Here is an 18135-nt window from a genome sequence, read left to right on the forward strand (position 1 = left end):
TTTCGGCTTTCGCCCTTTGGAAGCGGCCCGGGAACCGTATCAAGTTCGGTGAACTTGAGTCAAACTCCGGGTTTTGGCTGGTCAACTGCGCACCAAACCTAAGACCGGAATTTCGGAATTGCTTCCTTGTCCCGGCCTCGCTCTTTCAGGGCAACCCGACCACTGTACCAAGTCCAGTGAACTTGAGTCAACTTCGGGTTCTGGGGGTGGTCAGCGCTAGCTGACCCGCTCGACTTCGGCACCCAAGCTCTGGAGGTTCTCCACGAACAACGGGTAACCGCGGTCGATATGAAAGACATCGTATACCTCGGTGACGCCATCCGCCACTAGGCCTGCCAGTACCAGCCCCGCGCCAGCCCGGATGTCCGATGACCACACCGGCGCACTGGACAGTTGACGAATACCCCGGACCACCGCGTGGTGCCCATCGGTCCGCGCATCCGCCCCCAGCCGCATCATCTCCTCGACGAAGCGGAATCGGGCCTCGAAGACGTTCTCGGTAATCATGGAGGTGCCGTCTGCTATCGCAGCGAGCCCAATTGCCATGGGCTGCAAGTCAGTTGGGAATCCCGGGAACGGCAATGTTGCCACGTTGATGGCTTTGGGACGCTCGTACTGGACGACGCGAAACCCGTTGTCGTTCTGGGTAACTGTAGCGCCGGCATCATGCAGCTTGTGCAGCACCAGTTGCAGATGTTCCGGATCGACTCCCGTAACAGTGACGTCACCACGCGTCATCGCGGCAGCGAGACCCCAAGTGGCAGCGACGATTCGGTCGCCGATGACGCGATGCTCGGTGGGATGAAGCTTGGGAACGCCGATTACCGTCAACGTCGACGTGCCGGCACCTTCTATCTGGGCGCCCATCTGCACCAACATGGTGCACAGGTCCACCACATCCGGCTCGCGCGCGGCGTTGTGGATGGTCGTGACACCGTCGGCAAGCACCGCTGCCATCAAGATGTTCTCGGTGGCGCCCACCGACGGAAACTCGAGCTGAATATCGGCTCCGTGCAACGCCTTTGCCTCTGCGACCACACATCCATGCTCGATGGTGCACTCCGCCCCGAGCTGGCGCAGGCCTGCCTGATGCATGTCGAGGGGACGGGAACCAATGGCGTCGCCGCCCGGTAACGCCACCTTGGCCCGTCGACACCGGCCCACCAGCGGGCCCAGGACACATACCGAGGCGCGGAACTGGCGTACCGCCGCGAAGTCGGCGTCATATTTGGGTTCATCGGGTGAGGTGATCCTGACGACATCACCCTCCAGCTCCACCGTCGCACCCAATCCCCGCAGCACCTCCGCCATCAATGGGACGTCGAGGATGTCCGGACAGTTGGTGATGGTGCTGGTTCCCTCCGCGAGGAGAGTGGCCGCCATCAGCTTGAGCACGCTGTTCTTGGCGCCGGTTACCGCCACGTTGCCTGTAAGCCGGGCGCCGCCGGTCACCAAGAAATGCTCGCTCACGCCCGACAGCGTAGCCGGGTAACGTTTCGACGCATGACCGATGAGCCACTCGGGCGATCAGACAACGGAAACGACGAGGCACCGGCGGCCGGCAAGTACCCGCAGCGCGAGCGGGGCACATCGAGTGGCGTGCATCTCACTCGCATCTATACCCGGACCGGAGACGACGGAACCACAGGACTGAGTGACTTCTCGCGCGTACCGAAGAACGATCCGCGGCTCGCCGCGTACGCAGATTGCGACGAAGCCAATGCCGCCATCGGAGTCGCGGTGGTGCTCGGGAACCCTGGGCGGCCGATCGGCGCCGTGCTACTACAGATCCAGAATGACCTGTTCGACGCCGGCGCGGATCTGTCCACTCCGGTGATAACCGATCCCGAGTACCCGCCACTGCGGATCACCCAGCCCTACATCGACCGTCTCGAGGGCTGGTGTGACGAGTACAACACGGATTTGCCCAAGCTGAATTCCTTTGTGCTGCCGGGTGGTACCGCACTGTCCGGGCTGTTGCATGTGGCGCGCACCGTGGCACGTCGGGCGGAACGTTCGGCCTGGGCCGCCATCGAGACCTATCCCGACACCACCAACGTGCTGACCGCCAAGTACCTGAATCGGCTCTCGGACCTGTTGTTCATCCTGTCGCGAGTCGCCAACGACGGTAAGGACACGCTCTGGAAGCCCGGCGGACCCGCACAGCCCGCCTAACGGGTGGACGCGATCGGCTAGCGGGTTCGCCGTTCCGCACGCCGCGAGGGTCGCGACTCGACCCAGGACATGAAAGCGGTCAACGCGCCACGATCCAGCGCCATTTCGTACACGCGTGCGCCGTCGCGCAGCTGCAGCACCACGATCTCGGCGGTCATGATGTCGTATTCGTCGCCGCGCGGAATCCGCCGGTCGATGATCTCGAGTTCACGCCGCGACAGCCGGCGATCGGCCCAAAGCCGCACACTGGAGAGCCGGTAGAACTCGGCTTGAGATTCGCGGTATCGCATGACGCCATGGCGCCAGCGCCCCTCCCCCACCTCCGGTATGTCACGCAGCAGAGCCGCGGTGCCGCCATGTCGCAACTTGAGCAGACGAAAGCTCAAGGCGGTCACCGCCATAGCAAGGACGGCGATGACCGATATCTCGATCATCGCCGTCACGCTCAAAGCGGTATTCCTTTGTAGGTAGTGCTAAACCGTCTGGCCGAGAGCACGCAGGCGCGCGCGTCCTTGCGCGGCTACTCGTGGATCCTCAGAGCCGGAATCGGTCTTGGCTTTGGACTCGTCGATATCCGCACGTGCCTGTGCGGATACGACCAGGATGCTCACCTTGGTGTCGGTGATCGAGAGGAATCCCCCGTCAATCGCCCACCAAAGATCGTCATTACCCTCGCGCTCGATCTTCACCGCCGCATCGTCAACCAGCTGCGCCACCAACGGAATGTGGTGCGGCAGGATGCCGATTTCGCCGGAGGTCGTGCGGGTGAAGACGAATGTGGCCTTACCCGACCAGATCTCACGCTCGACGGCGACAATCTCGACGTCAATCTCGGACATTCAATGCACCTCCTTCAAAATCGCTAGCGACGAATTACAGCTTGGCGCCGAGGCTTTCGGCCTTCTTCGCCAAGTCGTCCAGGCCACCGATGAGGAAGAACGCCTGCTCGGGCAGGTGATCGAACTCGCCCTTGGTGAGCTTGTCGAACGCCTCAATGGTCTCCTTCAGCGGCACGGTCGATCCGGGCTGACCGGTGAACTGCTCTGCCGCCATCATGTTCTGGCTCAGGAAGCGCTCGATACGACGCGCGCGGCCCACCAACTGCTTGTCCTCTTCCGACAGCTCGTCGATACCGAGGATGGCGATGATGTCCTGCAGGTCCTGGTAGCGCTGCAGCACGCGAATGACTTCCTGCGCGACGCGGTAGTGCTCCTCACCCACCACAGACGGCAGCAGAATCGTCGACGACGAGGCCAGCGGATCCACGGCCGGGAAGATGCCCTTGGAGAACACCGCGCGCGAGAGCTCGGTGGTGGCATCCAGGTGCGCGAACGTGGTGGCCGGCGCCGGGTCGGTGTAGTCGTCGGCGGGCACGTAGACGGCCTGCATCGAGGTGATGGAGCGACCGCGGGTCGAGGTGATGCGCTCCTGCAGCTCGCCCATCTCGTCGGCCAGCGTCGGCTGGTAACCCACGGCGGAAGGCATGCGGCCCAGCAGGGTCGACACCTCGGAGCCGGCCTGGGTGAACCGGAAGATGTTGTCGATGAACAGCAGCACGTCCTGGCCCTGCTCATCGCGGAAGTACTCCGCCATGGTCAGCGCCGAGAGCGCGACGCGCATACGCGTACCGGGCGGCTCGTCCATCTGGCCGAACACCAAGGCGGTGTCCTTGAGCACGTTGGCATCGGCGAGCTCGACCCACAGATCGTTGCCCTCACGGGTGCGCTCACCCACGCCGGCGAATACCGAGGTACCACCGAAGTTGCGGGCGATGCGGTTGATCATCTCCTGGATCAGAACGGTCTTACCCACGCCGGCACCACCGAACAGGGCGATCTTTCCGCCTCGCACGTACGGGGTCAGCAGGTCGACGACCTTGAGGCCGGTCTCGAGCATCTCGGTGCGCGGCTCAAGCTGATCGAAGGCCGGGGGCTTGCGGTGGATGGACCACTTCTCGAAGTCGCTGCCGTAGCCCGGCTCGTCGAGGCAGTTGCCCAGGGCGTTGAAGACGTGGCCCTTCACGCCGTCACCGACCGGCACCGCGATGGTGTTGCCGGTGTTGGTGACATCCACGCCACGCACCAGGCCGTCAGTCGGCTGCATCGACACGGTGCGAACCAGGTTGTCACCCAGGTGCTGCGCCACCTCGAGAGTCAGCGTCTTAGCCAGCGACTCATAGGTGATCTCGGCATTGAGAGCGGAGAAGAGCGGCGGCACGGCGTCACGCGGGAACTCCACGTCAACGACCGGGCCGGTAACGCGAACAACTCGCCCGACGGTCTTGTTAGCAGTTGGTGCGGTCATCTACTCGTCTCTTCCTAATGTTCGCTTGCGGCGGCCGAGGCAAGCGCGTCAACGCCGCCAACGATTTCACTGATTTCCTGGGTGATCTGGGCCTGGCGAGCACGGTTGGCTTCCAGGGTGAGTCCCTTGATGAGCTCATCGGCGTTATCCGTGGCCGCCTTCATGGCGCGCCGACGGGATGCCGACTCCGAGGCTGCAGCCTCCAGCAGTGCCGCGTACACCCGGGTGGCCAGGTAACGAGGCAGTAGCGACGCGAAAAGCGTGGTGGCGTCAGGCTCGAACGAGTACTGGGTCGTCGGTCCGGTGGCCTCGCCGACGTACTCGACCTCCATCGGCGCGATCCGCTTGGCCACGGCCGCCTGGGTCAGCATCGACTTGAACTCGGTGTAGACGATGTGCAGTTCGTCCACGCCGAGGATGCCGTCGGCACCCGGGTCGTCGCCGTCGTCGTCGGCACCCGCCAGGAACGAATCCACCAGCACACCCGCGATCTCCTGCGCGTGCGCGTACTCGGGTCGCTCGGAGAACCCGGTCCAGAACTGGGTGACCTTGCGGCCGCGGAACTTGTAGAAGTTCAGCGCCTTGCGGCCGACCACGTAGATCACCGGGGTCTTGCCCTGCTCACGCAGCAGCGCGAACAGCTCCTCGGCGACCCGCAGCACGTTGGCGTTGTAGCCACCGCACAGGCCGCGGTCCGAGGACACGATGAGTACACCGGCCCGTTTCGGCTCGGCCCGCTCCACTAGCAGCGGGTGGTCCAGTGCGGCGTCGTCGGCGAGTGCGGTGAGCACGTTGGTGATCTCGGTCGCGTACGGGCGCGCCGCCACGACGCGAGCCTGCGCCTTGGAGATACGCGATGTCGCGATCAGCTCTTGCGCCTTGGTGATCTTTTTGATCGACCCGGCGGATTTGATCCGCCGGCGCAGTTCTCGGATTTGTGCAGCCATTTTCTGGAGGTCCTACTGCTCTACTTCTTTGCCGGAGCCGGCTTGCGGACCTGGACGGTCTCCTGGCCAACCTCGGACTCGTCCAGAGCCTGGGCCGCGACGTCCTTGACCTCCACCGAGCTGCCGTCAGTAGCGGCGAAGCTCTTCTTGAACACGTTGATCGCGTTGGTGAGCTTGCTCTCGGTGTCCTCGGAGAACTTCTTGGTCTCCTTGATGTCGGCCAGGATATCGGCGTGTGAGCCGCGCACGTGGTCGAGGAATTCCCGCTCGAACCGGATGACATCGCCGACCGGCACCGAATCGAGGTGCCCACCGGTGCCGAGGTAGATCGCCACGACCTGCTCCTCGACCGGGTACGGCGAGTTCTGCGACTGCTTGAGCAGCTCCACCAGGCGCGCACCGCGCTCCAGCTGAGCCTTCGAGGTCGCATCCAGGTCCGAGGCGAAGGCCGCGAAGGCCTCCAGCTCGCGGTACTGCGAAAGCTCCAGACGCAGCGAGCCGGCTACCTCCTTCATGGCCTTGATCTGTGCGGCACCACCCACGCGCGACACCGACACACCCACGTTGATGGCCGGGCGCACGCCCTGGTTGAACAGGTCGGTCTGCAGGAAGCACTGTCCGTCGGTGATCGAGATGACGTTGGTGGGGATGTAGGCCGAGATGTCGTTGGCCTTGGTCTCGATGATCGGCAGGCCGGTCAACGAGCCGGCACCGAGTGCGTCCGAGAGCTTCGCGCAACGCTCCAGCAGACGGGAGTGCAGGTAGAAGACGTCACCCGGGTATGCCTCGCGGCCCGGCGGACGGCGCAGCAGCAGCGAGATGGCGCGGTAGGCCTCGGCCTGCTTGGTCAGGTCATCGAACACGATGAGGACGTGCTTGCCCTGGTACATCCAGTGCTGGCCGAGGGCCGAACCGGTGTAGGGCGCAAGCCACTTGAAGCCGGCGGCGTCGGAGGCCGGGGCGGCGATGATGGTGGTGTACTCCAGCGCGCCGGCCTCATCCAGCGTGCGGCGCACCGCGGCGATGGTCGAGCCCTTCTGGCCGATGGCGACGTAGATGCAGCGCACCTGCTGTGCCGGGTCACCGGTCTCCCAGGCCTGCTTCTGGTTCAGGATGGTGTCGACGCACACGGCGGTCTTGCCGGTCTTGCGGTCACCGATGATCAGCTGCCGCTGGCCGCGGCCGATCGGGGTCTGCGAGTCGATGGCCTTGATGCCGGTCTGCAGTGGCTCCGAAACGCTTTGACGCTCGACCACACTGGCGGCCTGATGCTCGAGAGCACGGCGGGTCTCGGCCTCGATGTCGCCGCGGCCGTCAATCGGCTCACCCAGCGGGTTGATGACGCGACCGAGGAAGGCGTCGCCCACAGGTACCGAGAGCACCTCGCCGGTGCGCTTGACCTGCTGGCCCTCTTCGATGCCGTGGAAGTCACCGAGGATAACGGTGCCGACGCTGCGCTCGTCGAGGTTCAGTGCCACACCCAGCACGCCGCCCGGGAACTCGAGGAGCTCCTGGGTCATGACCGAAGGCAGACCCTCGACGTGGGCGATGCCGTCACCGGTGTCGGAGACGATGCCGATTTCTTCGCGGGTGGGGTCGGCGGAGAACGTCGCGACGTACTGCTCGATCGCGCCGGAAATATCGGCCGAGGAGATCGTCAACTCTGTCATGGCTTTTCGTCTTCCTGCTCGTCTTTAGGTGATGCGTCTAATGGGGTTAATTGGGCAGATGGAGGGCGGCCGCGGAGAGCCTGGTGGACAGGCTGCCGTCGATTTCCTCGTCACCGATGTTGACGACGAGACCACCCAGCAGATCGGGATCCACATCCAGCTGCACCGCGATGGTGCGTCCGTAAATCTGTCCGAGCACCTGAGCCAGCCGTGTGATCTGCGCATCGCTGACCGGAGCCGCCGCCTTCACATGAGCGACGGACTCGTTGCGGCGGGCAACCGCCAACTCGGCGACCTCAAGTACGGCGACATCGGCGCGCTTGCCACGCAGCAGGCGCACGGTCTGGGCCAGCAGACTGGTCACGATCAGGTTGGACCGGCCGGCGAGAACGTTCTTCAGCAGCGTCACGCGATCGGCGGCAGGCGCCGCGGTGTTGCTCAGTAGCGCGCCCAGCTGGGGCTCGCCGTCGAGGATGCGACTGACGCGGAACAGCTGGTCCTCGACATCGTCGATCTGGCCGTCGCGCTCGGCCCGTTCCAGCAGCGCGAGGCGGGCAATGTGTTCGATCGCGGTGATCAGGTCACTGGAGGCCGACCACCGGGCCGTCACGGCCGCACGCACGACCTCGAGTGCCGGCCGTCCGATCTTGGACGCGAGCACGGAGTCGACCAGGGCGACCTTGGCGGACTGCTCGCTGGCATCGACCGGCTCGGAGAGGTGCTTGCGCAGTACCAATTCCTTGATGAGGAGCTCGGCAACCGCGGTGAGGTCGTCGGCCAGCGCGTTGAGCGTCAGGCTATCGAGCGAGACAGCGTTGGCCTGGAAGGCCGACACCTGCTCCGCGAGTGATTCGCGGCTAGCGGCGTGCAATCCCGCTCCCCCGGCCGCCAGCGGTCGGCGTTCGGTGTTGACACTGCCGGCCATCTGCGACAGGTCATCGAGGAATCGGTCGACGGTGGCGGACTGCGCCGCGGGGTCACTGACATGCGAACGCACCAAATCGCCTGCGCGGTTCACGGATTCGGCACCGAGGTCACCGCGGAGCTGACGGATCAGCTGCTGACGCTGCAGCAGGATCTGCTCCTGGCCATGCACCTTGATCCGCGCGACCTCGGCGTCGGCCTGCTCACGCAACTGCTTGGAGATCTGCACGGCATCAGCCTTGGCTTCCTCGGCGATCTCGGCGGCGTCGGCCTTGGCATCTTCGATGGCCTTGGCATGCGCGCCCTCGGCCTCGACCAGCTTGTCCGCCGCGGTCTTGCTATCCGCAAGCTGCTGACGCACCGTGTCCTGCTGCTTGGCCATCAATGTGCGTACCGGAGGCGCCACGAACTTGACCACCAGGAACACGATGACAGCGAAACCGATGAGCTGTCCGATAAATGTCGACATCTGTACTTAGCCTCGCCCTGCGCTCGCTGGTTCCGAAAGGCTCACGCCGAGAACACGTTCGGCGAGGGTCCGGGACAAGCTGTCGACGTTCGCCGCCAGCTCGCCGGAGGTTGCCTCGCCCTGACGGGCCAACTCTTCGGCGGCCGTCGCATTCACGGCGGTCGCTTCGGCATTGGCCCGCTGACGCATGTCCTCGAGAATTCCGCGTCCCTCGGCTCTGGCCTCGTCACGCACCGCAGTTGCGGCACCGCGCGCCTTGGCCAGCTCATCCTTGTAGTCAGCCTCGGCGGCGGTGAATTGCTCAGCGGCGTTCCGGTTGTCCTCGGTCGTCTTGGTGACCATGTCCTCGCGCGCCTTGAGCACACGCTGGATCGGCGGCACCACGAAGGTTCCGATGACCGCCAGGACGATCAAGAAGATCGCCAAGACGACAAAGAAGGTGCCGTTGGGGATGAGGAAGTTGTTCTGCTTCCCACCCTCTTCGGCTGCTTCCGCCGCTACTGCCGTGACGGCAGTGGCGACACTGTGCAATTCACCCATGCCGATTAGCTGGCGCCGGGAGTCGCGAAGACGAAGAGCGCCATGAAGGCCAGGTTGATGAAGTACGCAGCCTCAACCAGACCGACGGTGATGAAGAACGGGGTGAACAGCCGGCCCTGAGCCTCGGGCTGACGGGCCACACCGGAGATCAGAGCGTTACCGGCGATACCGTCACCGATACCTGCACCGATGGCGCCACCAGCCATGATCAACCCACCGCCAATGAGGGCACCAGCAACAATTGTGGGGTCCGCCATTTTCTTCCTCCTTATTAAGTGGTAGCTGCGCTACCAGGGTCTTTCAATTTGGTCTATGTAGTTAGTGGTGTTCGTCGTCCAGTTCCATCGACTGGCTGAAGTACAGAACAGTCAACAGAGCGAAGATGAAGGCCTGGATCAGGCCGACGAACAGGTCGAACGATTTCCAGATGGCATTGGGCGCCCACATGATCCATGCCGGGAACATCGCGATCAACGCGACCATGATGCCGCCGGCGAACATATTGCCGAAGAGCCGCAGCGACAGCGAGATGGGCTTGGCCAGCTCCTCGATCGGGTTGATGAACGCGGTGACCCAGGTATGACCCTTGAGCAGCTTGATGGGGTGACCGATCAGGCCGCGGCGCGCAAAGCCGGCGATGTGGTAGCAGACGAACACGAACAGCGCCAGCGCCAGCACGTAGTTGATATCCGAGGCCGGCGGCGCGAGCAGTTCGGCTGTCTTACCTGCGTCGTCGGTGTACTGCACAGGCAGCACCGAAATCCAGTTGGACACGAGGATGAAGACGAAGATGGTGACCGCGAGCGGCAGCACGAACGGCGCGATCTTCATGCCGATCGCGGCCTCGACCTGATTGCGGAACTGAACGGTGACCGCCTCGAAGAACAGCTGTACGCCGTTGGGCACGCCAGTCGAGGTGACCTTCGCGCGCAGGAACAATGCCAGCGCGATCACGACCACCGCGGCCAGGGCGGTGGCGACGATGGTGTCGACGTTGACCTCACCGAGAAAACCCCAGTGTGCGTGCTTGTGATGGCCAACCTCGATGGCGGCTTCTGCCTGGAATGTCGTAATCATGCTGCGCCCTGCTCACTGCTCACTGAACGGATCCCTTTCCACACCGGCACAGCGGTGGTCAACACCAGCAGCACCTGGAACAACGCAACTCCGAAGAACACCCCAAGACCAGCGGGACGGAACACGAAGGCGATCACCAGGGCGAGGACGGTGATGATCATCAACCGCGCCGCGGAATTGATGGCCATCTTTTGCTTGCTTGGATTGTCTTGCGCGGTAATCACTTCCGCAGATTGGCGAACGAGGAGAGCGTTCACCAATCCGAGTCCAAGCCCAGTAACGAAGAACACGCCGAACTGCCAATTCCCCAGCAGGGCGGAGGCCAACAGAGCCAAAGCACCGAGAACGCCACACAACACCGCCAGACGCAACGGGCGAAACGCCAATGCCGGAAGAACCAGCGGAGCATCGGAGCTTGCCTGGGGCACGGTCACCTGGAGTGTCACCTCACATCTTTGTCGGGGTGGCGGAACAAAAACTGCATTCGTCGATTCCAGACCTTATAGGAGGTCGGAGGGCTCGCTGAACTCACCTCAATGGGCAGCTCCCTGTCGGTCAGTTGATCGGTCCGGCGGACCCTGGAATGTCTAGACCGACTTTCCAAAAATTCCGCCGCTCCGGTGTGGCCGGCACCCGTGAGTTTTCGGGTATGGCAGAACCGTATCACATGGTAGAGACCGTTAATGCACCCCTACTACTTTTCGTCGTACACCGACGGTTCGGTCGGAACGGTGGCCGGACTGAGCCCTGATTCGGCTCCCGACAGCTGATCGAGTTCTTCACGACGCAACAGGGGAACGACCGTCGCGACGATGGCGATACCGATGGCACCAACCACCACCGCTCCCGCATATCGGGGCTCGAAGAAGATGGTGCTGGCGGCTCCGAACGCGATAATCGCCACCCACAGGTAGATGATCAGCACCGCCTTGCGATGCGAGTGCCCGATCTGCAGCAGCCGGTGATGCAGGTGCATCTTGTCTGGGCTGAAGGGGCTCCGGCCCGCCCGGGTGCGCCGGATGATCGCCAACAGCGCGTCCAGCGCGGGCACCAGCAACACCGCGATCACCAACAAGAACGGCGACAAGAGGACGAACATGTCCTTGGCGCCGTACGAGCTCTGCGAGATGGGGCCCGCGGCCGTCGTCGACGCGGCCGCCAGCATCAGGCCGATCAGCATCGATCCTGAGTCCCCCATGAAGATCCGGGCCCGGTGGAAGTTGTGCGGAAGAAAGCCAAGGCACGCCCCGGCGAGCACTACCGAGATCACCGCGGGCGGGTAATACAGGACGTCACCGCCGTGGCTGCGCAGCAGCCCAATCGAGAAGATGCAGATGGCAGCCGCGGTAATGAGCCCCAAACCGGCGGCCAGCCCATCGAGGCCGTCCACGAAGTTCATCGCGTTGACGATCGACACCGTCAACGCGAGCGTGACGAGGATGGAGGACATCTGGTCCAAGACGATGGTCCCCACCCCGCCAAAGGGGATGTAGATCATGCTCCAGGCCACCCCCATGGTGACCAGGACGCTGGCGGCCGTGACCTGGCCCGCGAACTTTGTGAGCGCGTCCAGGCCCCATTTATCGTCGATGAGCCCGACGACCATGATGATGCCGCCCGCGACGACGACGGCAGGCATACCCGAGGAGTAGACGAAACCCCTTGTCAGGGCGGGCAGTTGCGAGGCCAGGAAGATCGCCGCACATACGCCGAAGTACATGCCGAGACCGCCCATCCGGGGGGTCGGCTGCAGGTGCACGTCACGCTCGCGCGGATAGGCCACCGCACCCACTCGGGTTGCGAACATCCGCACGCCACCGGTGCAGAAGAACGTCGTGATAGCCGCCGTCAGCCCAACCAGGGCAAGCTCACGCAGAGGGACGCCCGCGCCGCGATCGGCGAGGGCCAGCAGCTCACTCACGCATCCGACCGTACTTCAAGATCCTGTGGGCTCCCCCGACTCGCCGGGCCCGATGTCGCCGCCAATCACATCGACGATCTGTTCCCGGGTGATCGGCCCTTCCCGCAGGATCAGTGGCACCGGCCCGGTGAGGTCGACGATGGTCGACGCCGCGCCCAGTTCTGCCGTGCCACCGTCCAGGTACACCGCAACTTTCTCGTCCAGCTGATCGCGGGCCTCAGCGGCCGTGAGCGCCGCGGGCTGCCCCGATACGTTGGCGCTGGACACCGCCATCGGACCGACAGCGCGCAGCAGCTCGATGGCCACCGGATGCAGGGGCATCCGAAGCATGACGCTTCCCTGCGCATCTCCGAGATCCCAGGACAGCGACGGCGCGTGCTTCACGATGATGCTCAGTGGTCCCGGCCAGAATGCCTCGATGAGCTCGCGGGCAGCCGACGGAACCGAGAACACCAGCCCGTCGATCGTGTGCCATGACCCGACGAGCACTCCGACCGGCATGTCCCGGCCGCGCCCCTTGGCTGCCAGCAGCGCCGATACGGCGTTGGAATCGAAGGCGTCACAACCCAATCCGTAGACGGTGTCGGTGGGCATGACCACCAGTTCACCCGCCTTGAGCGCGCTCACTGCCGCGTCGACACCCTCTTGGCGGGTCGCAGCATCCTGGCAGTCGTAGACGACGGTCACGTACCCAGTCTATGGGGTCGGAGATTTCCGGCGAGCGGTGACGAATCGCGGCCGCCCCGCCAGGTCGTAGCGCTGCACAACCTCATCGAATAGACCACTGGCCGTGAATAACTCGCATGTTCCCTCACCATTGGTGTCATCGTGCTCGATACCGATGCGGCCCCCGGGAGCTAGCAGACGGCCGGCCGTCGTCACGATGGGCGCGATGATCGCCAGTCCATCGTGACCCGCGAACAACGCCAATGGCGGATCGTGCTGCGCCACTTCGGGCTCCAGTTCGGCACCGTCAGGGACGTAGGGCGGGTTGGCGACGATCAGGTCGACCATTCCATCCAGCTCCGCCAGCAGCACGGGCGAGGTCGCATCGGCCTGGATCACCTCGACCGGAGTTCCCTCGGTGTTGCGCCTCGTGTAGACCAACGCCTGCTCATCGAGCTCGATCGCGACGATGCGAGCGGCCGGCTCGTCATGCGACAAGGCGACGGAGAGCGCCGCCGATCCGGCGCACAACTCGACAACCGTTGCGCGAGTTGTCAATTCCCCTGTCGCCCAGGCGTATAGAGATTCCGTCTCCGGGCGCGGAATGAACACACCGGGACCCACGAACACCTCAACAGGGCCAAAGGCGGCATTACCGGTCAAGTGCTGCAAGGGAATCCGCTGCGCCCGCGCGGCTACGAGATCACGATATCTCTCGGGAAAACCTGGTGTGATCTCGGCAAAACGCAGCCGTGTTCGCGGGATCCCGAGCAGATGTGAGGCGAGTTCTTCGGCATCCACCTGCGGGCTGGAAACCCCTGCCTGAGAGAGCGATTCGATCGCTTCGGCGATCAGCTGACGCAACCCGCTCATCTAACTCACGCCTCCTGCAGGCGCGCCTTCCGATCGGCCACGGCCAGCGCATCGAACAGCGCATCGAGGTCGCCGTCGAGCACCTGATCCAGGTTGTGCGCCTTGAACCCGACGCGGTGATCGGTGATCCGGTTCTCCGGGTAGTTGTAGGTGCGAATTCGCTCACTGCGGTCCACGGTGCGGATCTGGCTGGCACGACCGGCCGACGCGTCGGCCTGCGCCTGCTCCTCGGCGAGAGCCTGTAACCGCGCCGCCAGCACCTGCATGGCGCGCGCCTTGTTCTGCAGCTGAGAGCGCTCGTTTTGGCAGGTCACCACGATCCCGGTGGGCAGGTGGGTAATGCGGACCGCCGAGTCGGTGGTGTTCACGCCCTGGCCACCCTTGCCCGAGGAACGGTAGACGTCGATCCGAAGATCCGATTCGTCGATCTGGACTTCCTGTACCTCTTCGGGTTCTGGATAGACCAACACACCCGCAGCCGACGTATGCACGCGTCCTTGGGATTCGGTGACGGGAACACGCTGGACGCGATGCACCCCACCTTCAAACTTGAGCCGCGACCAGACACCGTCGGCGGTGTCCCCCTTGCTCGCGATGGCCAGGGTGGCGTCCTTGTACCCGCCGAGGTCCGATTCGGTCTCGTCGAGAACCGTGACCTTCCAACCGTGCCGCTCGGCGTAGCGGATGTACATGCGAGCCAGATCGGCAGCGAACAGCGCCGACTCCTCGCCTCCCTCCCCAGATTTCACTTCGAGGAGGATGTCGTCACCGTCATGTGGATCGCGGGGCGCCAGCATGTCCGACAGCTGCGTTTCCAGCTCGGCGACCGACGATTCCAATTCGGTCACTTCATCGGCGAATGAGGGATCGTCCTCGGACAGCTCACGGGCGGTGGCGAGATCATCACGAGCAGCGACCAGCTTGCCGTGGGTGGCCACGATCGGCGAGAGCATCGCGAACCGGCGGCCGGCCTTGCGTGCCGCACCCGCATCCGCGTGCAGTGCCGGGTCGGCCAGTCGCTTCTCCAACTCAGCGTGCTCGGCCAGCATCGCGTCGATCAGCGGCGTCTCGCCCATGCGCCCTCCTCCCAATGTTCATACGCTCAGTCGTCATACAAAAAAACCGACGCCCGGACTGCACAAAGGCAAATCCGGGCGTCGGCAAGGAAGCTATTTGTCGGCTGCGGCCTTGCGCTTGCCGTACCGGGCCTCGAACCGGGCGACGCGACCGCCGCTGTCCAGGATCTTCTGCTTACCGGTGTAGAAGGGGTGACACTGCGAGCAGACCTCGACCACGATGTGGCCGCTGTCCTTGGTGCTGCGGGTCGTGAAGGTGTTACCGCAGCCGCAGACCACGCTGGTCTCGACGTAGGTGGGGTGGATACCCGATTTCATTGCTTTTCCTCTGCGTGTTGTGGTCGCCGGGTCGCTTGTAGGCGTGAACCGGAACCCTTCAAAAGGCTGAGAGGCCATTATGCCAGCTCAGTTACGTAGAACCTAAACGGCGCCGACCTGCTCACTATTCCCACCGGCGTACGTTGGGAGAGGAACGCCGATTCGGAAGGGAAAACGCATGAACATCAAGAGATTGATCGTGACAAGCGCATCCGCGGCGGCGATGGGCTTAGCCGCCTTCGCGGGTGCACCGGGCCTGGCCAACGCCGACCCGATCACTCCCCCGTCACCGCCGCCCATCCCCCAGGCTCCACCGATTCCTCAGGGGACGGGGGTACCGCCCATTCCCCAGGCACCGCCGATTCCTCAGATTCCGGCGATCCCGCAGCCTTGACGCAGGCCCGAGCTCGGGCATGTAACGGGCATTGACATCCTGTCGATATCCCCAACGGCAGCCACGGCATAACGAACACCGTGCCGCTGTTGGATCTCAATACATTCGGTTGAGTCGGGGCGAACCGCCGAGATAATCGGACAGGAGTCGCACATGAATCTGAAAAGTCTTGTGAGCCAGGGTGTCATCTTCGGAGCACTGGCGATGGGCACGGTGGGATTGGGCGCCGTTCCGGCGTACGCACAGCCCGCAGGCCAGCCCGGTTACACCCAGGATCATCCAAATCGTCCGCACGACGACGACGATGACTGGGGCGACCACGACGGCTGGCGCAACAACGGGAACTGGCGCGGAAATGACAACTGGCGTGATCGCGACCAGGACTGGCGGGATGACCGCAGGGGACGGGACGATCGCCGGGAGTGGCGCGACAATCCGTGGCATTACGACCAGCGCCCGCCCTGGGGCTGGGCTCCGCCGCCTCGCGCGGAATGGCGCGGGCCACTGCCCGACCGCTGGGGTCCGCCTCCCCGTGCCTTCGACTACTGGGGATATCGGGTCCAGCCAATCTGGGATGACGGATTCCGGACCTGGGGATTCTGGCTGTTCGGCATTTGGATCCCGCTCGCGTCGATCGGTTAGCGGTTCGGCGCCGAAGGTCTCACCGCGGCAGTTCACCGGTCCCTACCGGTGAACGCCGCGCCAAGTGCTAGCTGTACTGGGGTTCGTCAGCATTCATCCCGCCCGGTGCGGTCTTGGAGACCTGGAGCAGGAACTCGTAGTTGTTCTTGGTCTTGCGCAGCTGGCTCATCAGCAGGTCGATGGCCTGATGTGAATCCAGGCCCGAGAGCACGCGGCGTAGCTTGTGCACGATCGCGAACTCATCGCCGCTCATCAGCAGCTCGTCCTTACGAGTACCCGACGGATTGACGTCGACGGCCGGGAAGACCCGGCGCTCGGCGATCTTTCGGTCGAGCTTGAGCTCGGCATTGCCGGTGCCCTTGAACTCCTCGAAGATGACGGTGTCACCGGTGGACCCGGTCTCGACCATGGCCGTGGCGATGATCGTCAGCGAGCCGCCGTGCTCGATATTGCGCGCCGCGCCCAGGAATCGCTTGGGCGGGTAGAGCGCGGTCGAGTCAACACCACCGGACAGGATGCGGCCCGAAGCGGGCGAGGCGTTGTTGTACGCGCGACCCAGGCGGGTGATGGAGTCGAGCAGCACCACGACGTCTTTGCCCTGTTCCACGAGGCGCTTGGCACGCTCGATGGCCAGCTCGGCAGCCTGGGTGTGATCTGACGGCGGGCGGTCGAAGGTGGAGGCAATGACCTCACCCTTGACCGAGCGCTGCATGTCGGTGACCTCTTCGGGTCGTTCGTCGACCAGCACCACCATCAGATGACATTCGGGGTTGTTCGCAGAGATCGCGTTGGCGATGTTCTGCATGATCGTGGTCTTACCGGCCTTCGGCGGGGACACGATCAGCGCACGCTGTCCCTTGCCGATCGGCATGATCAGGTCGATCACACGGGTCGTCAACTTCTCGGTGGTGGTCTCCAGCCGCAACCGCTGATTCGGGTACAGCGGGGTCAGCTTGGTGAAGTCGGGACGCTTCTTGGCGTCCTCAACCGGGCCGCCATTGACGGAATCGAGGCGCACCAGCGGGTTGAACTTCTGCCGCTGGTTCTGGTTCGCGGCATCCTGGTCGCGGGGCACCCGGACCGCACCGGTGATGGCATCGCCACGACGCAGACCGTTCTTGCGCACCAAGTTCATCGAGACGTATACATCGTTCGGCCCGGCCAGATATCCGGACGTCCGAACGAACGCGTAGTTGTCGAGCACGTCGAGAATGCCGGCAACGGGCTGGACGACATCGTCCTCCCGCAGCTCGGTCTCGCCGCCACCCTCGTTGGTGGTGCGGTCGCGACCGCGGCGGCGCTCACGGGTACGACGACCACGACGGCCGCGGCCGTCGCCGTCATCACCACGGTTGCCCTGGTTCTGGTTGTTGTCTTGGTTCTGGTTGTCCGAGTTCTGGCCGCCCGAGCCGCCCTCGCGACCCGAATTCTCGGAGTTCTCGGCATTTGCGCGGCCGCCGTTCTGCTGCTTGCGCTCACCGTCGGCGTTCTGGTTCTGGTTGCGGCGCCGCTCGCCGCGGCCCTCGCGGGGCGCGCCGTTGTTCTCGGCATCCTTGCCCTCGGCGACCTCGGCGGAGCCGGTCTCCGGGGTGGACTTCGGCGCCTCGACAGGCAGCTCTAGAGCGGTCTGGGCCGACTCGGGACGAGCCGATTCCTGCTGGTCCTTCTTGCCCGATTCCTGCTGGGCGGCCTCGGCCGGTGCCGAGGAGGCCTGCGGCTGCTGGCTCTGCGCAGCCTGGTTGTTGCTCTTCGGCGCGCCGAGCGCACCCTGATGCTCACGAATGGCGGCGATCAAATCGCCCTTACGCATTCCGGAGGTGCCCTTGACGCCTACCTGGCTGGCTAGCGCACGCAACTCCGGCAACACCATCGTCGACAGCGCACCCAGTCCATCACCCCGCCGCTCCTTGGTGGAGCGATCGGAAGAGGCTGTGGTGGACGCCTCCGGAGTTTCCGGGGCGGCTTCGGTCGCGATGAGGTCCGTATCGGTCACGGATTTCCTTTCCTTCCCCCGCCAAACATGGGGCGAGGGGTCTCACTTCGGCCAGTCAGGTTGCTGGCCGCGAAGTTCATGCTGCGGGCCCACAGAGATAGGGCCACGCGAGGTCCGGAGAAATAGCAGCTGACCATCGACCTTGC

General features: G+C 64.2%; 20 protein-coding genes. 3 read left to right on the top strand and 17 right to left on the bottom strand.

Annotated elements, in window-relative coordinates:
* Positions 1-216: 216 nt before the first annotated feature.
* Positions 217-1470 carry a UDP-N-acetylglucosamine 1-carboxyvinyltransferase gene (gene murA, locus B4400_RS08695; protein ID WP_078309464.1) on the bottom strand — a complete coding sequence of 418 codons (1254 nt, stop codon included), beginning with the start codon at positions 1468-1470 and terminating at the stop codon, positions 217-219.
* Positions 1471-1599: 129 nt separating this feature from the next.
* Here murA and B4400_RS08700 point away from each other — a divergent pair, with 129 nt between their 5' ends.
* Positions 1600-2175 (top strand): cob(I)yrinic acid a,c-diamide adenosyltransferase, encoded by a 576-nt coding sequence (locus B4400_RS08700; RefSeq protein ID WP_078309865.1) that lies wholly within the window; start codon positions 1600-1602, stop codon positions 2173-2175.
* Between the two features lie 17 nt (positions 2176-2192).
* Here B4400_RS08700 and B4400_RS08705 read toward each other — a convergent pair whose 3' ends face one another.
* The 15 genes from B4400_RS08705 to rpmE all read right to left on the bottom strand — a co-directional run bounded on the left by B4400_RS08705 (position 2193) and on the right by rpmE (position 14960).
* Complete coding sequence (locus B4400_RS08705) at positions 2193-2609, bottom strand: DUF2550 domain-containing protein (RefSeq protein WP_078309869.1); 417 nt, start codon at positions 2607-2609, stop codon at positions 2193-2195.
* Positions 2610-2648: 39 nt separating this feature from the next.
* Entirely contained in the window at positions 2649-3014 is a 366-nt protein-coding gene (locus B4400_RS08710; protein ID WP_078309465.1) for a F0F1 ATP synthase subunit epsilon, read from the bottom strand.
* A gap of 34 nt (positions 3015-3048) precedes the next feature.
* On the bottom strand, positions 3049-4479 hold the full coding sequence (gene atpD, locus B4400_RS08715; protein WP_078289102.1) for a F0F1 ATP synthase subunit beta: 1431 nt from the start codon (positions 4477-4479) through the stop codon (positions 3049-3051).
* A 14-nt stretch (positions 4480-4493) separates the two neighbouring features.
* Complete coding sequence (locus tag B4400_RS08720) at positions 4494-5426, bottom strand: F0F1 ATP synthase subunit gamma (RefSeq protein WP_078309468.1); 933 nt, start codon at positions 5424-5426, stop codon at positions 4494-4496.
* A 20-nt stretch (positions 5427-5446) separates the two neighbouring features.
* On the bottom strand, positions 5447-7096 hold the full coding sequence (atpA, locus tag B4400_RS08725; protein ID WP_078309470.1) for a F0F1 ATP synthase subunit alpha: 1650 nt from the start codon (positions 7094-7096) through the stop codon (positions 5447-5449).
* Positions 7097-7142: 46 nt separating this feature from the next.
* Positions 7143-8489 (bottom strand): F0F1 ATP synthase subunit B/delta, encoded by a 1347-nt coding sequence (locus B4400_RS08730; RefSeq protein WP_078309472.1) that lies wholly within the window; start codon positions 8487-8489, stop codon positions 7143-7145.
* Between the two features lie 6 nt (positions 8490-8495).
* Positions 8496-9029, bottom strand: a complete 534-nt coding sequence (locus B4400_RS08735) for a F0F1 ATP synthase subunit B (RefSeq protein WP_078289114.1) — start codon at positions 9027-9029, stop codon at positions 8496-8498.
* Between the two features lie 5 nt (positions 9030-9034).
* Positions 9035-9286 (bottom strand): F0F1 ATP synthase subunit C, encoded by a 252-nt coding sequence (locus B4400_RS08740; RefSeq protein ID WP_005059842.1) that lies wholly within the window; start codon positions 9284-9286, stop codon positions 9035-9037.
* Positions 9287-9347: 61 nt separating this feature from the next.
* A complete protein-coding gene (gene atpB, locus B4400_RS08745) occupies positions 9348-10106 on the bottom strand; it encodes a F0F1 ATP synthase subunit A (RefSeq protein ID WP_078309475.1) in 759 nt (252 codons plus the stop codon).
* Positions 10103-10540 carry an ATP synthase subunit I gene (locus B4400_RS08750; protein WP_176112814.1) on the bottom strand — a complete coding sequence of 146 codons (438 nt, stop codon included), beginning with the start codon at positions 10538-10540 and terminating at the stop codon, positions 10103-10105. The genes atpB and B4400_RS08750 overlap by 4 nt, the downstream gene beginning before the upstream one ends.
* Before the next feature lie 260 nt (positions 10541-10800).
* On the bottom strand, positions 10801-12027 hold the full coding sequence (locus B4400_RS08755) for a glycosyltransferase family 4 protein (RefSeq protein WP_078289123.1): 1227 nt from the start codon (positions 12025-12027) through the stop codon (positions 10801-10803).
* A gap of 15 nt (positions 12028-12042) precedes the next feature.
* A complete protein-coding gene (locus B4400_RS08760) occupies positions 12043-12714 on the bottom strand; it encodes an L-threonylcarbamoyladenylate synthase (protein ID WP_078309480.1) in 672 nt (223 codons plus the stop codon).
* A 9-nt stretch (positions 12715-12723) separates the two neighbouring features.
* On the bottom strand, positions 12724-13566 hold the full coding sequence (gene prmC, locus B4400_RS08765) for a peptide chain release factor N(5)-glutamine methyltransferase (RefSeq protein ID WP_078309481.1): 843 nt from the start codon (positions 13564-13566) through the stop codon (positions 12724-12726).
* Between the two features lie 5 nt (positions 13567-13571).
* Positions 13572-14642: a peptide chain release factor 1 gene (prfA, locus tag B4400_RS08770; protein WP_078309483.1), complete on the bottom strand. Its 1071-nt coding sequence runs from the start codon at positions 14640-14642 to the stop codon at positions 13572-13574.
* A gap of 93 nt (positions 14643-14735) precedes the next feature.
* Positions 14736-14960 carry a 50S ribosomal protein L31 gene (rpmE, locus tag B4400_RS08775; RefSeq protein WP_078289136.1) on the bottom strand — a complete coding sequence of 75 codons (225 nt, stop codon included), beginning with the start codon at positions 14958-14960 and terminating at the stop codon, positions 14736-14738.
* A 178-nt stretch (positions 14961-15138) separates the two neighbouring features.
* On the opposite strand from rpmE, the gene B4400_RS08780 reads away from it, so the two are divergent.
* Together B4400_RS08780 and B4400_RS08790 are read left to right on the top strand one after the other, a co-directional pair.
* Complete coding sequence (locus tag B4400_RS08780) at positions 15139-15354, top strand: hypothetical protein (protein WP_078289139.1); 216 nt, start codon at positions 15139-15141, stop codon at positions 15352-15354.
* Positions 15355-15507: 153 nt separating this feature from the next.
* Positions 15508-15996 carry a hypothetical protein gene (locus B4400_RS08790; RefSeq protein ID WP_078309485.1) on the top strand — a complete coding sequence of 163 codons (489 nt, stop codon included), beginning with the start codon at positions 15508-15510 and terminating at the stop codon, positions 15994-15996.
* 67 nt (positions 15997-16063) lie between these two features.
* On the opposite strand, the gene rho is transcribed toward B4400_RS08790, so the two are convergent.
* Positions 16064-17989, bottom strand: coding sequence for a transcription termination factor Rho (gene rho / locus B4400_RS08795; RefSeq protein WP_078309487.1), 1926 nt, complete (start codon positions 17987-17989; stop codon positions 16064-16066).
* Positions 17990-18135: the final 146 nt, after the last annotated feature.

The sequence above is a fragment of the Mycobacterium sp. D16Q13 genome (assembly GCF_002013375.1).
GTDB lineage: Bacteria > Actinomycetota > Actinomycetes > Mycobacteriales > Mycobacteriaceae > Mycobacterium.

Coding starts and splice junctions, on each gene's coding strand:
- B4400_RS08730 (WP_078309472.1), bottom strand. CDS start 8,489: ATGTCGACATTTATCGGACAGCTCATCGGTTTCGCTGTCATCGTGTTC.
- B4400_RS08705 (WP_078309869.1), bottom strand. CDS start 2,609: ATGATCGAGATATCGGTCATCGCCGTCCTTGCTATGGCGGTGACCGCC.
- B4400_RS08740 (WP_005059842.1), bottom strand. CDS start 9,286: ATGGCGGACCCCACAATTGTTGCTGGTGCCCTCATTGGCGGTGGGTTG.
- B4400_RS08790 (WP_078309485.1), top strand. CDS start 15,508: ATGAATCTGAAAAGTCTTGTGAGCCAGGGTGTCATCTTCGGAGCACTG.
- B4400_RS08710 (WP_078309465.1), bottom strand. CDS start 3,014: ATGTCCGAGATTGACGTCGAGATTGTCGCCGTCGAGCGTGAGATCTGG.
- rpmE (WP_078289136.1), bottom strand. CDS start 14,960: ATGAAATCGGGTATCCACCCCACCTACGTCGAGACCAGCGTGGTCTGC.
- B4400_RS08735 (WP_078289114.1), bottom strand. CDS start 9,029: ATGGGTGAATTGCACAGTGTCGCCACTGCCGTCACGGCAGTAGCGGCG.
- atpD (WP_078289102.1), bottom strand. CDS start 4,479: ATGACCGCACCAACTGCTAACAAGACCGTCGGGCGAGTTGTTCGCGTT.
- atpB (WP_078309475.1), bottom strand. CDS start 10,106: ATGATTACGACATTCCAGGCAGAAGCCGCCATCGAGGTTGGCCATCAC.
- prfA (WP_078309483.1), bottom strand. CDS start 14,642: ATGGGCGAGACGCCGCTGATCGACGCGATGCTGGCCGAGCACGCTGAG.
- B4400_RS08780 (WP_078289139.1), top strand. CDS start 15,139: ATGAACATCAAGAGATTGATCGTGACAAGCGCATCCGCGGCGGCGATG.
- prmC (WP_078309481.1), bottom strand. CDS start 13,566: ATGAGCGGGTTGCGTCAGCTGATCGCCGAAGCGATCGAATCGCTCTCT.
- B4400_RS08720 (WP_078309468.1), bottom strand. CDS start 5,426: ATGGCTGCACAAATCCGAGAACTGCGCCGGCGGATCAAATCCGCCGGG.
- atpA (WP_078309470.1), bottom strand. CDS start 7,096: ATGACAGAGTTGACGATCTCCTCGGCCGATATTTCCGGCGCGATCGAG.